Source organism: Curvivirga aplysinae (assembly GCF_009711445.1).
In the GTDB taxonomy this organism is placed as follows: domain Bacteria; phylum Pseudomonadota; class Alphaproteobacteria; order UBA8366; family Aestuariispiraceae; genus Curvivirga; species Curvivirga aplysinae.
Map to the genome: position 1 here is coordinate 24,374 of NZ_SMMC01000199.1, position 15,464 is coordinate 39,837.

At 42.4% G+C, this 15,464-nt stretch carries 13 protein-coding genes and 1 other RNA gene; 3 read left to right on the forward strand and 11 right to left on the reverse strand.

Annotated features, from left to right (window positions below; all coding sequences use genetic code 11):
- Window positions 1–30 precede the first annotated feature (30 nt).
- The 3 genes from E1160_RS12600 to def all read right to left on the reverse strand — a co-directional run bounded on the left by E1160_RS12600 (window position 31) and on the right by def (window position 3,885).
- Window positions 31–2,151 carry an EAL domain-containing protein gene (locus E1160_RS12600; protein WP_155155699.1) on the reverse strand — a complete coding sequence of 707 codons (2,121 nt, stop codon included), beginning with the start codon at window positions 2,149–2,151 and terminating at the stop codon, window positions 31–33.
- A 264-nt stretch (window positions 2,152–2,415) separates the two neighbouring features.
- Window positions 2,416–3,342: a methionyl-tRNA formyltransferase gene (gene fmt, locus E1160_RS12605; RefSeq protein ID WP_155155701.1), complete on the reverse strand. Its 927-nt coding sequence runs from the start codon at window positions 3,340–3,342 to the stop codon at window positions 2,416–2,418.
- Window positions 3,343–3,369: 27 nt separating this feature from the next.
- On the reverse strand, window positions 3,370–3,885 hold the full coding sequence (def, locus tag E1160_RS12610) for a peptide deformylase (RefSeq protein WP_155155703.1): 516 nt from the start codon (window positions 3,883–3,885) through the stop codon (window positions 3,370–3,372).
- A gap of 166 nt (window positions 3,886–4,051) precedes the next feature.
- Here def and rmuC point away from each other — a divergent pair, with 166 nt between their 5' ends.
- Window positions 4,052–5,509: a DNA recombination protein RmuC gene (rmuC, locus tag E1160_RS12615; protein ID WP_155155705.1), complete on the forward strand. Its 1,458-nt coding sequence runs from the start codon at window positions 4,052–4,054 to the stop codon at window positions 5,507–5,509.
- A gap of 24 nt (window positions 5,510–5,533) precedes the next feature.
- On the opposite strand, the gene E1160_RS12620 is transcribed toward rmuC, so the two are convergent.
- The 7 genes from E1160_RS12620 to ffs all read right to left on the reverse strand — a co-directional run bounded on the left by E1160_RS12620 (window position 5,534) and on the right by ffs (window position 12,284).
- Window positions 5,534–6,979: a DUF4139 domain-containing protein gene (locus tag E1160_RS12620; protein ID WP_155155707.1), complete on the reverse strand. Its 1,446-nt coding sequence runs from the start codon at window positions 6,977–6,979 to the stop codon at window positions 5,534–5,536.
- A 76-nt stretch (window positions 6,980–7,055) separates the two neighbouring features.
- A complete protein-coding gene (locus E1160_RS12625; RefSeq protein ID WP_155155709.1) occupies window positions 7,056–7,778 on the reverse strand; it encodes a type 1 glutamine amidotransferase in 723 nt (240 codons plus the stop codon).
- 23 nt (window positions 7,779–7,801) lie between these two features.
- The gene (gene recR, locus E1160_RS12630; RefSeq protein WP_155155711.1) at window positions 7,802–8,404 is read right to left on the reverse strand and encodes a recombination mediator RecR; all 603 of its coding nucleotides are present in this window, start codon (window positions 8,402–8,404) and stop codon (window positions 7,802–7,804) included.
- 35 nt (window positions 8,405–8,439) lie between these two features.
- A complete protein-coding gene (locus tag E1160_RS12635) occupies window positions 8,440–8,763 on the reverse strand; it encodes a YbaB/EbfC family nucleoid-associated protein (protein ID WP_155155713.1) in 324 nt (107 codons plus the stop codon).
- Between the two features lie 83 nt (window positions 8,764–8,846).
- The gene (locus E1160_RS12640) at window positions 8,847–10,664 is read right to left on the reverse strand and encodes a DNA polymerase III subunit gamma/tau (RefSeq protein WP_235914138.1); all 1,818 of its coding nucleotides are present in this window, start codon (window positions 10,662–10,664) and stop codon (window positions 8,847–8,849) included.
- Between the two features lie 124 nt (window positions 10,665–10,788).
- A complete protein-coding gene (locus E1160_RS12645; protein WP_155155717.1) occupies window positions 10,789–12,045 on the reverse strand; it encodes a nucleotide sugar dehydrogenase in 1,257 nt (418 codons plus the stop codon).
- A 141-nt stretch (window positions 12,046–12,186) separates the two neighbouring features.
- An RNA gene (ffs, locus tag E1160_RS12650) (signal recognition particle sRNA small type) lies at window positions 12,187–12,284 on the reverse strand.
- Between the two features lie 179 nt (window positions 12,285–12,463).
- On the opposite strand from ffs, the gene nudC reads away from it, so the two are divergent.
- Entirely contained in the window at window positions 12,464–13,369 is a 906-nt protein-coding gene (gene nudC, locus E1160_RS12655; protein ID WP_155155719.1) for an NAD(+) diphosphatase, read from the forward strand.
- Window positions 13,370–13,383: 14 nt separating this feature from the next.
- Window positions 13,384–14,181, forward strand: a complete 798-nt coding sequence (locus E1160_RS12660; protein WP_155155720.1) for a hypothetical protein — start codon at window positions 13,384–13,386, stop codon at window positions 14,179–14,181.
- A 19-nt stretch (window positions 14,182–14,200) separates the two neighbouring features.
- On the opposite strand, the gene E1160_RS12665 is transcribed toward E1160_RS12660, so the two are convergent.
- On the reverse strand, window positions 14,201–15,355 hold the full coding sequence (locus tag E1160_RS12665; RefSeq protein WP_155155723.1) for a prephenate dehydratase: 1,155 nt from the start codon (window positions 15,353–15,355) through the stop codon (window positions 14,201–14,203).
- Window positions 15,356–15,464 lie beyond the last annotated feature (109 nt).

The window sequence follows — 15,464 nt, forward strand, 5'->3', positions numbered from 1 at the left end:
CTTTTTAAGGCTTCTCCATATCCAAGAAGATCACGATGCCTTCGCATAATCATGATACCAACTCAAAAAATCAGCTTCAGGCAGAGGCTTGCTATAGAAATATCCCTGTCCAATGTCACAATTCAATTCATTCAATCGGTCGCATTGCTCTATTTCTTCGACGCCTTCGGCTATGACTGTCATTTTCAAATTATGTGCGACACAGATAATCATATCAGCAATATGCGCATCAGATGGATCTGTCATGATGTTCTGAATAAAGGAACGATCAATTTTAATAGAACTTGGCAATAATGATTTCAAATGTGTTAAAGAGGAATAGCCAGTACCAAAGTCATCCAGTGCAATACCTAAATCCATTTCTTTCAAACGTCGCAGAGTTTCACGGCTTTCTCCGCGGTCATCAAGCAAAGCTGTCTCAGTGATTTCAACTTCAATCATATCTGGGGTAATATTAACTTCATTCATCACCTTTTGGAAAAAGTCAGGAAGTTTTGGACATTTTATCTGCTCAACAGATATATTAATCGCCACAGGAACGGTACGGCCCAACTCTTTTTTCCAACGTGCTGCAGCTTCACAAGCCTCACGAATGATCCAACGACCTAGATCACGAATTTGACCAGTTTCCTCTGCAAGCGGAATAAATTCGTCGGGTCCGACAAAACCAAGTTCAGGATCATTCCAACGAATAAGTGCTTCTACACCTTGGATTTCATTTGTTTTTAAATTTATTTTAGGCTGATAATAAAGTTCAAAGAAATTTCGTTCGATTGCATGATGCAAACGAATTTCTTGCTCTTTTCGACGTTGAAATGTTTGTGACATTTCTTTGTCATAGAAATTATAGGCAATACCGGGATCTTCCTTCGATCTGCTCATTGCTAAATCTGCTGATTTCATCAGACTATCAACATCATCCGCATCTTGCGGAAATAAGGAAATTCCCATACTTGCCGACACAGAAATCGTATCACCAAAATACACAAACTCTTCTGCAATCGCTTGAAGGTAACTTTCCGCATGCTGCGCTACTTCAACTGCATTTTCGATACCACGTAAAACAACCGCAAACTCATCGCCACCAACTCTATAAAGAGTTTCATATTGGGTCATTTTTTCATTAAGACGTCGCGCAATTTCAGCTAACATTAAATCCGCAACAGCCTGTCCATGCACATCATTTACATCTTTGAATTTATCCAAATCAATCAACATCACAGCCAATTGTTCACCCATGGCACGTGTGTCAGCCACATAACTCAATGCTTGTTCATGGAAAGAGTTTCGATTGGGCAAAGTTGTAAGCGCATCGTGCATCTCAAGATATTGAATAATCTCTTCTGCGCGTTGTCTTTCCGTGATATCTTGAATAATACCTCGAATATCAACAAGCTTACCATTTTCATACATGCATTCCACATTGCAAAACACATGGCACATCTGATCATTTTTCGTCGTAAACTCTGCTAAAAACTCATATTGTCCATCCACAGAATCCACAAGTTCTCTAATACGACCAAAATGATACTCACGGTCTTCTTCCGATAGCATTTCGGATAATGAACTATTGCAGTTGCAATCCGGGTCACCAATAGGAACCCCGCATATAATTGCACAAGCTTGTTCGGATAAATTTTCTTCCCATGTTTGTGGATTGATACTCCATCCACCGATCTTTGCCATAGCCTGAGTTTGCAAAAGCTCGGCTGTACGCTCCGCAACCCGTTTTTCTAGATCGACATTAATATTTTTAATAATTTGTCGTTGTTCATAAAGCTTCAGAAAAATCGCCGTTTTAGAAAGTAAAACATGCTCTTCAATCGGTTTCTGAATATAATCGACAGCCCCGGCGGAATAACCGCGATCGCGGTTTTGTTCATCTTTATAAGCTGCGGTAATGAAAATAACGGGGATTTGATTCCACTCATCATGTTCCTGCAAAATAGCTGCCATTTCAAAGCCATCCATTTCAGGCATTTGAACATCGGTCAGGATCAATGCAAATTCATGTTCCAACACTTTTTCGAGCGCTTCACTACCAGAATTAGCAGAGATAACTTCGACCTCTTTATCTAGTCCTCGTAACAGAGCCTTCAAAGCCACCAGATTTGCTGGTACATCATCTACGATGAGAATTTTTGGTACCATACTCACACCCGCTCGGAGACTTTATAAAAGTCTCTAACTACCCCTCAAATATATTCTATACCAAATTCTTGTTTTGTATAAGTCATATATGTTCGATCCATTGAACCAATCATTCTGACATGATTGTGGAAAATGTATCAAAAACTGTAAAGGAAAAAAGTTAAGGCATTCTTAATAAATCTAACATAACGCATTAATAATATTAGAATTACACAGGTAAATTGAGGTTAAAAACCTTTAAGAATCCGCCTATTAAAGGTACATCTAATATGGCAAGTGTTTCCCACAATCAATGCGGTTCCCACGTTGAAATTCTTCAGATGTAACAGGTTTTTTGCCTGGCTTCTGCAACTTAGTGATGCGAAGACCATCACGACCACAACCCACGACCAAACTTTCACAACATACGAAGCCCGGCGTGTTAACCATTTCAACCACCTCAGCATCAAGAACTTTCACGCGATCTCCGTCACATTCAAAAAAGCATCCAGGCCATGGTGTTAAAGCATGGACTTTTCTTACCAACTCAGTTGCAGATAAATTCCAATCTAATCGCCCTTCAGATTTCTGCAGTTTTTCAGCATAAGTCACACCTTCCTCAGGTTGAGCGACTGGATTTGCCGTATTATTCGCTAAGGCTTCTAGGACAGGTACTATCATTTTCCCACCCAACGTCGCAAGGTCATCATGTAAGGTTTGTGCGAAAGTGGTAGAAGTGATCGGTAATTTTTCAACAGACAACATATCGCCTGTGTCCAACCCCTCATCCATTTGCATGATCGTCACACCGGTCTCATCATCACCTGCTAAAATCGCACGTTGGATCGGTGCAGCCCCACGCCAGCGAGGTAGTAATGAAGCATGTACATTAACACAACCAAATTTAGGTGCATCCAAAACGGATTTGGGAAGGATCAATCCATAAGCAACGACAACTGCCGCATCCAAATTCAAGGAAGAAAATTCTTGTTGTGCGTCTACAGTTTTCAAAGAAACAGGGTAGCGAACTTCAATTCCCATCTCTTCAGCCCGCAGTTGCACAGGTGATTTACGTTCCTTTTGCCCACGGCCCGCGGGACGTGGTGGTTGGGTATACACACATACAACGTCATGATTGGATTCAAGAAGTGCATTCAGAGTTTCCACAGCGAAATCCGGTGTGCCCATAAATGCAAGTCTTAACTTTTCCATCACAAACGTCCTTATTTTCTAAGCATTTTATGCCGCGTTGGATTTAACCCATTTCTTCAACTTACGCAGGATCATATTGCGTTTCAAAGAAGATAGACGATCGACAAATACAACGCCGTCCAGATGGTCAATTTCATGTTGCACGCATGTGGCTAATAATCCATCCGCATCCAATTCTTGTGCGACATTATTTTCATCCAAATATTTAATTTTTACCTGAGATGGACGGTCAACATTGGCATATTGTTCAGGAAAACTTAAACAACCTTCATTGTAGGAACTCATATCATCAGATGCCCATGCGATCTCAGGATTGGCCATTTTAATTGGCTGTGGACCTGTTTCTTCGTCACCGATGTCCATCACTAAAACACGCTTAGACACACCAACTTGCGGCGCAGCAAGACCAATTCCCGGTGCGTCATACATGGTCTCCATCATATCATCCATCAATTGACGAATCTCATCATTTACTTCGTCGATCGGTGCTGCCACTTTCTTCAATACAGGATGTGGCGCAACAAGGATGTCCAAAATTGCCATTTTCTTAGCCTTAAATTTAAAAATTTGTACCATATAGGTAGGTATAAACCTGCCTCTCGTCAAGATGACGAACCGATACACTCTAAGTGAGACAAAGCCAAGCTTTATCGAAGTTGAACAGGGAAAAATCTTTGCCCCACGCCCCGAATCATGAGTTTTTAAAAGCATGGATAACATGATGCTACTTTTAGGTGCAGTCGTCACAGGATTTATCTTGATCGCGGCTTTGCTGATTTTCCTTCGTCAGAAACAAACTGACGACAAAGCAGATGCTGCGCTTTTTGATATTCAAGCCCAACATAAAGAGACCACAATCCGTCTGGAAAATATACGCTTGGAAAATGTAGCCCTTGAAAAACAAGTAGAATTCTTAGACGCCCAATTAGAAGAGCGCAAAGGTATTGCCGAAATCTTGCAAAAAGAAAAAGAACAATTGGTTCAAGAATCTCAAAGCCTAAGTGAAGAGATTGTGCGGCTTCAGGCATCTCTAAGAGAAGAACGAAATCTAAATAGTGAACGCCAACGCCATCTGGAAGAACTGCAGCAAAAGCAAAAAGACGACCAAGTAAAATTACAAGAAGCTATGAATAGTCAGTTCAAAAACATGGCACAGGAAATTCTTGAGAAAAACAGCTCTGATCTGCAAAAACGTAGTACCAAAGATTTGGAACAAGTCTTGAATCCCCTGAAGGATCAACTTGGTAGTTTTAACAAACTGGTTAATGAAACGAATAAAGAAGCCGCAGTTCGAAATCAAGATCTTAAAAATGAATTAAAAACCATTAACGATACTGCCCTTCGTATGTCAAAAGAAGCAAGTGACCTTACCAATTCACTAAAAGGACAATCTCAAGTCCGCGGGGCATGGGGGGAAATGGTTCTGGAACATAGTCTGCAATCTTCGGGCCTTCGAAAAGGGTATGAATATACAACTCAAGACAGCTTTACAGGAGAGGATGGGCAGCGCTTACGCCCAGACGCCATCGTAAAACTACCCGGTAATCGTTGTATCATTATAGATTCAAAACTCTCTTTGATTGATTACAATGCCTATATCAATGCCGAAGATGAAACAGAAAAACAAAATCATCTTGCGGCGCATGTAACAGCTGTTAAAACCCATATCAAACAACTCTCCAGTAAGTCTTATCAAGAAATTGAAGGGCTTCAATCACCCGATTTCGTTGTCATGTTTGTACCACTTGAATCCGCCTTGATGCTTGCTTTGGAGCAAGACCCACAGATGGCGGAGAATGCGTTACAACAGAATATTGGCATTGCCAGCCCTTCAACCATCATGATGGTATTACGTACCATTGAACATCTCTGGCGGACAGAACGCCAAATTGAAAATGCCGAAGAAATTTCAAAACGTGGAGCCGCTCTTTACGATAAATTCCGTGGCTTCACAGAAGATTTATCTGATATCCGCGTGCAATTAGGAAAGGCACAGGATTCTGTTGAAAAAGGCTTTAATAAACTAAGTACTGGACGCGGCAATCTCGTTTCTCAGGCAGAGAAATTGCGTGATCTAGGTGTTAAAGTGAAGAAACCTTTGGCGATTTCAGCTGAAAATGAAGAAGAGCTTCCTCAAATCGAAGAAAAGCAGGATCAGCTTCTTTAGCCACCTGCTTTCCTTGAAAGTTGATTACTTACCTACTTGAACTCGGTATGAAAGCGTGAATTCACCATTTGCCGGGATTTCAACTGTCCAAGCCACAGATTGCGCAGATGTTTTTTCATATTCTGCATTGGCATCGAGTACCTCAACTGTTGAAGGCATAAAATCACGTAGAATAACTGTCACAGCTTCATCCTTGGCATTTGTCAGTTTCACATCATAACTTGTTTCAAATCGACGATGATCATCTGTAAGATTTCTAAAATCGGTTTGAATATGTTTTGCCGTAATATCAAATGCCTGACCAAGATGGAATTTCAAATCCTGTCCCTTAGCCGTATTTTGCATATATTCTTCTGAGACAAATAATTCACCTAAATTCGCATCACCGCCATCTACAACAAACCGAATGTTTCCTTCTGGCAACGCCATCCCCAAGCCGTTTTCGTCACTATTCTCAAATTCCACAACCGTATTAGGACGCATTACCGGTGCATTTTGGCGACTGACAACACCCCAAGGCATGCGCCAATCCAACTCGTAACTGGTCTTTACAGGAAATGTAACAGGCTTAAAGAAATTAAATTTAATTTCTGTTTCCGCTGGCAGTTCCTTAGCGCCTTCAATCGGAAAAACATAACGATCTGACAAACTAATAGAAGGTTGAACAATTGGCACCATATCTGCGGATGGTGCTGTAGACATCATGGCCATCTCGGCACGTCCAGCTTTTTGCATCATTGGACGTTGATTTTTTTCAATCTTAGTATCACCAGCAACAAGAGATAAACTATCAATGGAAAAGTCGCGTTCGGTTAAGTTCCCTACCTGTATCATACTATTTAAGGTCAAATTTTTCATATTCTGATCCAGAACAGCCTTATATTGAGCAATCCAATATAGATCTTCTGTCAGATAACTTGCTTTAAAATGACTTTTTCCTACTTGAGGATTTGCAAGGGTAACATCCACATGCGGATAAGGTAGAACTGTCGTCGGTGCATATGGCAATCGTGCTTTCCCATAAGGATCAACCTCAATCCCTTCTTCAAACTCAACAACCGCGCCCTCACCAGTAACAGCAAGCAACTTACCCTCACGCTCGGTTAATTCCGGATTTATAGCTGTGTCATCATACCAAACCAATGTCTGGCCTATATATTGCTCCATAATCGAACCAGGGCCGCGCACCATAAGAGGGCGTCTTATATCCGCGATGGTTTGATTATCTGAAGACAGAACAAAGCTATCATGTTGGATTGTTGTTGGAAGCTTCTCCCAACGTATTGTTCCGGTATCCGAATTGATATTAAAGCTGCGGCTGGAGTTAACTTGAGCAAAATTATCCTGATATATGGTTAAGGATAGGCTTTCCTGTTTATAATCATCAGCCTTTGCCACAACACTACCAGCTGCAACAAATAAGGATGTTGCCATCAAAAACGAGGTAAACTTGATCTTGGAGGATCGCATATTTCAATTCCTTATAATATCTTTTCGGGATACTTAGATAGTTTAGAATTGTGACCAAATTATGCGGGAAAGAAGGTTATCCTGTGTAATGGTCGATAAAATTCTTAAGCATTTTTGGTGCATGAGGCAGTTCAATATAATTGCTGCAATATTCCGGATGCGTACCGGACCAACTGCGTGCAAATAAATCTTTTAAAGCTTCTGGATGAAACTGGGTTGAATACCAATGATTGCCATAATCAATGGCCATCGCAGGCATTTCAGGACGTGTAGCTAAAACAGTTGCCCCTTCTGGTGCAGCTTCTACATGTTCATAGTTACCGAAATGAAACTTTAATTCATCCGCAGGAATGTCATCAAAAAGAAAATGATCCTGACCTGTGTCGGTTAGATTTATTTTTAAGCTGGACGCCATCGGGCCATTTCCAATACTGCTAACTGTAGCCCCTAGGAAAGTAGACATTTGTTGATGTCCGCCACATATTCCAAACAAGGGTTTTCCTGCCTCACGGTAACGACCGAGCCAGCCTTGTAAATCGTGTTGCCAATCAAACTTGTCATGCACAGAATGAAAACTACCACCAAGGAAAGCTGCATCCACATCTTCGATCTCAGGCAGATTATCCCCGCGCTCAATTTGCACACCTTGAAAATCAATCTCATCAAGTAGATTCAGTTGACGTAGTTGTATTTTGATCCATTCAATCTCATTATCCCCGCCCGGACATCCCTCAAAGATACTCATATCATAATGTTCAGGATCTGCGAGTTGAGAAATATACCAAATACGCTTAGACATAAATTACGCCCTCACTTATCAACTTAACTACGTTTCAAATCGTTACGCGCCTTTAAAGCCGCACTTAATGTGCCATCATCCAAATAATCCAGCTCGCCACCAACAGGCACGCCATGTGCCAAACGAGTTACATCAACTGGAAATTCAGATAATCTCTCTGTAATATAATGTGCGGTTGTTTGTCCATCTACAGTTAGATTCGTAGCCAGAATAATTTCTTTTACTTCTGTCCCTTCTTCGGAACAGCGGTTAATCAATCCAGCCATATTTAAATCTTCTGGTCCAATGCCATCCAAAGCAGATAAAACACCACCTAATACATGATAATGTCCCTTAAAAGCACCCGTACGCTCCAGCGCCCATAAATCTGCTACTTGTTCAACCACACAGATCGTTGTGCTGTCACGACGGCCATCAGAACAAATATGACAAGGGTCAGTGCTATCTAGATTACCACAAATATTACATTCCAAAATACCATCCGCTGCGCGCTCTAAAGCATCTGCAAGTGGTCGCATCAAGCCTTCACGTTTTTGTAGCAAATGCAGCGTCGCACGTTTTGCTGAACGCGGTCCCAAACCCGGCAAACGTGATAGTAGTTGAACCACTTGATCAATTTCATTCATAGGAAACGGCCTTTAAAAGGAAACAAATATCCACCTTAAAATGGCATCTTGAAACCTTCAGGCAGATTTAATCCACCCATGGCTTCTTGTGTTTTTTCCTGAATATAGGCCTCTACCTTCACTTTAGCATCTGCATGGGCTGCCAATATTAAGTCTTGTAGAATCTCACCTTCATCCTCTTTCAAAAGACTAGGATCGATAATTAAAGACTTCAGGTCGCCTTTACCATTCATAGATACTTTCACAAGACCTGCACCAGATTGTCCCTCAACTTCATGAGACATAAGTTTCTCTTGCATTTCTTGCATTTTGCCCTGCATTTCTTGGGCTTGCTTCATCATCTGACCAAGTTTCAACATGATCGTTCCATCCTAATCAATAAATGTTTAATAGATAAATTCTGATGCCAATATGGGCGGTATCTCGACAAAATCAAGCGATCTTATTCGTCGATACCATTCGTTTCATCGCCATTTTCAACAACACTCAATGTTGGCGTCGCTATTTTGGGCGCCTCTATCACTTTTTTAATCCGCGCTTCTGGGAAATGTTTCTTTACAGCACGCACAAGCGGATCAAGCTCCGCTTCATCTTGCAAAGCTTGTTGAGCTTGTTTTTTCTGGCTTGCAACTGTGGGGGCACCAGCATCGTTACTCAACGTAACCAACCAGCGCTCACCTGTCCAAGTGCTTAACATTTGGCCCACTTTACCATGAATGTCTTTCGGTACATTTCCTACAAGACGCATTTCAATATGGCCTTGCTGGAATTTCACCAGATGCACATTATTTTCCAGATGCATCACCATCATACCTTCACGGCGATCACGGAAAAGCTGAATTGCTTCATTGAAATCTTTTGGTCCCTTGAATTTCGGTGCAGCACTTATCGCCTGTTGCGGCGCCGGCGTAATCGCTTCTGCATGACCAACTTGCATATTCACGGCTTGCCCACCCACAGCCGCTAAACGTGCGGTTGGCTGCCCGCCACCATTTGGTGATCCTTGCATCATCTGACCTTGTGCATGCGCTCCACCATTACTAGAAGCACCTGCGACTGCGGCACCATTCGGTTGCCCTGCAGGCAATCCACCTTCACTAAGCTTTTTCACAAGATCGCCCGGGGTCGGCATATCGGCCACATGAATTAAACGCACAACAACCATTTCCGCCGCCTGAATAGCATTCGGCGCGCCCATGACTTCTTGCAAGCCTTTAAGCAACATCTGCCACGCACGGCTAAGGATAGGTTGGCTTAACTGACCAGCCATTTCCATACCCTTACTGCGTTCAATATCCGGTGTTGAAGGCTCATCTGCCAAAGCAGGGGTCAGCTTCAATCGTGTGAGCCAATAGCAGACATCTAACATGTCCTGCATAATCACAATAGGATCAGCGCCTTCATCATACATACCACGCAAGGCATCTAGCGCATCAGCTGCTTTACCCTGCATAATCGCATCAAATAAATCAAAAATGCGCGCACGATCCGCCAAACCCAACATATCACGTAATTGTTGCGCAGTAACTGTACCCGAAGACAAAGCAATCGCCTGATCTAAAATCGATAAACCATCTCGTGCAGACCCATCTGCAGCACGTGCAACCATAGCGACCGCATCATCTTCGATCTCAATACCTTCGGCGGTTGAAACTTTCTTGAAATGACCAGCTAGTTTCTCAACCGGAATACGACGTAAATCAAATCGTTGGCAACGACTGAGAACTGTGATCGGCACTTTACGAATTTCTGTTGTCGCAAAAATAAATTTTACATGTTCAGGCGGTTCTTCCAATGTTTTCAACAACGCGTTAAACGCATTTTTTGAAAGCATATGAACCTCATCGAGGATGTAAATCTTATAACGAGCTGCAACAGGTTTATAGCGCACACCTTCAATCAATTCACGAATATCATCTACACCCGTGCGAGAGGCCGCATCCATTTCCTGAACATCCACATGACGATCCTCGGAAATTGCCACACAATTATCACACACACCACAAGGGGATGCCGTCGGATTTCCTGTTCCATCGGGCCCAAGACAATTTAATGCTTTCGCAATAATTCGGGCTGTTGTCGTTTTACCAACCCCACGCACACCTGTCAGCACAAAGGCTTGCGCAATACGTCCAGATTGAATTGCATTGGTTAAGGTACGCACCAAGGCTTCTTGACCAATCATATCATCGAAATTGGCAGGGCGATATTTTCGGGCAAGCACCCGATATTCTTGTGTATTGGAATCCTGTTCAGTCATGGTGAATATCATAAACAGCCACCCATGACTTGTCCCGTAAATTCTACAGTTTTCAGAAAAAATTTTGTAAATAAAAAAGGACTTCAAATGAAGCCCTTTAATTTACTCAAATTCTCTAAAGGAATTATAAACTCCAACGACGTATTGTAGCTGGTAAAGGACGATTACGCCACATGCCTTTAATATCAGCAACGAGCCCTCCCTCCTTCAGCAAATCTGCCAAAGATAGTTCTTCAAATGCTTCATGTGGCACAGCCCCAACCACAGCGTCATAGCTTCCGGCCTCAGGCATTTCGATCAATTCCAACCCATATTCATCCTTAGTTTCTTCTTGATCAGCAACAGGGTCAAAAATATCAACCTGATGCCCGCGATCTTTCAAGGCTGCAATCAAATCAACTACTTTGGAATTTCTAATATCAGGCACATTTTCTTTAAATGTTACACCAAGCATCAACAGTTTTGACTTACCAGATAATAAATTATCAATACGTTCCGCCATACTATCAGCCATGCCATCATTAATGGATCGACCTGACAAAATGACTTTTGGATCCAACCCTATTTCCTGTGCTGCAAATGATAAATAATATGGGTCGACACCAATGCAATGCCCGCCAACAAGTCCCGGTTGGAACGGCAGGAAATTCCATTTTGTATTTGCCGCATCTAATACATCATAAACAGACAAACCCATTTTTTCAAAAATCAATGCAATTTCATTCACAAAAGCAATATTGATATCACGCTGCGCATTCTCAATAACCTTTGAGGCTTCAGCGGTAGGAATATCTTTTGCCAAGTATATGTTCCCACCATTCATGGATCCATAAACATGCGCAAGTAAATCAGCTACTTCTTGTGTCTGACCCGCAACAACCTTTGTGATCTTATCAACGGTGTGAACTTTATCACCTGGATTAATTCGTTCTGGTGAATAGCCAAGAAAGAAATCTTCACCCGCCTTTAAGCCGGACATTTCTTCCAAGATAGGTCCGCAGACTTTTTCTGTTACGCCGGGATAAACTGTACTTTCATAGACAACGATAGATCCCTTAGAAATAAACTTCCCAACACTTTCCGACGCTTTTCGCACCGCGGTCAAATCAGGTGTATTCGTCTCATCAACTGGGGTTGGTACAGTTACAATATAAATATTCTTGTTTTCTCCATCTGACAAATCATCCGAAATAACCAGAGGTGCATCTTTTAACGCCCCTGCGGTGAGCTCCCCGGTACGATCAAACCCTTCCTTTAACTCGGCCACACGCGACTTGTTTATATCAATACCAATGGTTTCAAATTGGCGAGACAAAGCCGCAGCAAGTGGCAGTCCTACATAGCCCAAACCAATAACAACGATTGAAGGATTTTCGATCATGATTCTATTTCCAGTGATTTAACTTCTGAAGATTTGAAAGCTTTATCGACAGTTGCAACCTCTGTCAAATGAAGCGTCATAGAATTAACTTATATCAAGTAATATAGAAATTAAAAAAGCCGGCAATTGCCAGCTTTTTAGAGTGGAAGGCCGGAAACGACCCGAATAAAATTCCGTTACGGCTGCTTCCTTCCGGACCTGACCGGGTTGGCGGAGAAATCCGTCCGCACCGACCTTCCGCGCGTCTTATGACGAATCCGAAGCTTTTGCGCAAGCTTTTTTTGTACCATAAGCTTCTTTTCCTTTCTTCCATACAGTCAACGAACCTATTCCAATGACTTAACCTTGCATAAAGTGGTTTTTTACCGCACATTTCCAATAAATTAATCAGCAAACTAGAATAAAACAGGCAGTCAAAATGCGCAAAAACTACTATGTGCATCCTAATCTAGACAGATCAGGACATTTACGTGCAAATCAGGATGAAATCACAAGAATGCTCAGCACAAGCGAGGCAACACTTCTACCTATTTGGCGTGCAAAAAGCTTAATTCAAAATGCTGAAGATGCACCGGAACTTGCAAATATCCCCAATGATTTAATGGCGACTATTCTAGAAGACAGTAAAGGGATTTCATTTCTTGGAATCATGAATGAAAAACCTCATTTTGCTATCGACTTATCACATCACGATGAGCCCCCTTTGCAAGACCTTGGGGAATTTTATGACTTGAGGGAAGTCGGCCCGACCATGTCTGCTGAACAAGGGGCACTGGCTGCATTTGCCAGAGGCATAGTCCATTGGCATGCTCATCATCAATTTTGCGGTAAATGTGGCCATCCAACCACCAATATGGATGCGGGACATCGACGCAAATGTATTAACCCGGAATGTGAAAAGGATCACTTTCCAAGAACCGATCCCGCTGTCATCATGCTTGTCCAAGATGAACAAGGCCGCGCATTATTGGGGCGTAGCCCACATTTTTTCGAAGGCATGTATTCAACTCTCGCAGGTTTTGTGGAACCGGGAGAAACCTTAGAACAAGCTGTTTCACGTGAAGTTTTTGAGGAAACCGGCGTTTATACCAAAGATGTGACATACCATTCTTCACAACCTTGGCCTTTTCCTTCTTCTTTGATGCTCGGCTTTACTGCTGTCGCAACAAGTCATGAGATCAACATTGATCCTGTTGAAATCGAAGATGCTCGCTGGTTTACCAGAGAAGAATTAATCGAAGGAGAAGCGATGGGAAAATATCGCACACCCCGTAAGGATTCTATTTCATGGATCCTTATTTCCGACTGGTTAAATAGTAAATAAGCACGACAACTATCATGGAACTTTTTATTGCAAAAATCGCATCCTCTGTGTTGGCCGTGCTCGCTTTATCCTTCATAGCAGAACGCGTTAGCCCACGTGCAGGCGGCATCATGGCGGGCTATCCGCTTGGCACCGCTATTGCCCTATTTTTCATTGGCTTAGAGAACGGGTTAGAATTTGCTACCGACGCCGCCCTTTACACCCTACCGGGTTTTGTCGCCGCGATGATGTTAGCCGCAGGATATTTTGTTGGACTAAAAACAGCTCTTAAACCTAGAGTTTTAATTTCAACCATCGTTGCCATGGGTGCCTTTGGCATAACATCCTTTCTATTAAAATTACCAAGTTATAACATCTATATTGCGGTATTCATTCCTATGATTGCCATACCAGTTTTTACCTTTGCCTTTCGCCGCATAGAAAATACGAGAGTAGGCCGTCCGGTTAAAACCACCGCAACTATCCTGCTAATCCGCGCCACAGCTGCCGCCGCGATGGTCCTGATCATCACTGGTGTTGCCTCAGCAATTGGTCCTGTCTGGTCCGGCTTATTAGCTGCATTCCCTGTCAGCATGGTTCCATTTCTCATAATGATGCACCTAACCTATGGGGAGAACCAAGCGTTAACAATCATCAAAAACTATCCTGCAGGATTGGGCGCCCTGGTTGTTTATACGCTTACAGTTTACCTATGCTATAAATCACTTGGAGTTGCCATGGGCACCCTGCTGTCTTTTGCGACAGCTACAGTTTATCTGATTATGTATGCAAGTATCCTAAAATCAAAAGAAGTAAGGGCGGCTAATATGTAACCGCCCTTATTCAAAATATTTACTTCTCCAAGCTACGTTTTTGGAAGGTACCTAATATCTTAACTTTGCTGGTGAAGAACTGCAATTCTTCAAACGCTCTGTCCACAGCCTTATCAGCGGGATGGCCCTCAATCTCAGCATAGAAACGTGCCGTCCCCGTATCAGCAATTGAAATATAGCTTTCAAGCTTAATAAAGTTAACGCCATTGGTTGCAAAACCACCCATCGATTTATACAAAGCTGCAGGAATACTGCGTACTTGAAAGACAAAGCTTGTTAAACAAGGGCCTGAACGCGGATCAGGCTCAATGCGTGTCCGTGACATCACGATAAAACGAGTTACATTTCCAATTTTATCTTCTACGCGATTACGTAATATTTCCAAATCATATGTTTCTGCGGCAAGACTACTCGCAATTGCGCCAATCGTTGGGTCATTTAATTCGGCAATCTCACGCGCGGCCCCAGCAGTATCCGCATGCTTCACAGGATCAATTTTCAACTCTCGTAAGGTGTTACGACATTGTGCCAAAGCTTGCGTGTGACTGCGCACTTCTTTTAAAGACTGCAAGTCAGCGCCTTTTGGCGCCAAAATATTGTGATGTACGGGCTGAAAATGCTCCCCAATAATATAAAGACTAGATTCTGGAAGCAGATGATGAATATCAGCAACCCGGCCACCCAATGAATTCTCAATCGGGATCATGGCCAAACCAGCCCTACCGGTTTCTACAGCTTCAAAAGCATCCTCAAAACTTGGGCAAGACATTGGCTCCATATCTGGAAAGGCTTCACGACACGCCAAGTGAGAATAAGCGCCGGGCACGCCTTGATAGGCGATCACGGGATTTTCTTCTGATGGATGCTTGAACATTATTGTCTCCGTTTTTTGAAAAGATGCACTATAGAAGCTTTCAGCTTCTGGCTGATAATATTGTGTTGAAACAGACGAAGCAGCAGCCGCTTCCGTTTGTGGCTTTGGAACGTCACCAAACATAAGCCATTCCACCGAAACATCTAATTCCCTTGCCAAGGCTTCGAGATGATCTCGCTTGGGTTCACGATGTCCTGCTTCCCACCTATTTAATGTAGAATGAGAAACACCAATCTTTTCAGCTAAATCATGTTGACTTAACCGACGTTTTTTACGAGATTGCTTTATTCTTTGCTTCATAGATCAATTTTGTGCAATTATTAATATATTTGTGCAAAATATGCACAAAATAATTTTGATGCAAGAAATTTTTTGCCATAAACGCAATTATTCGCATTAATTCAAAAAA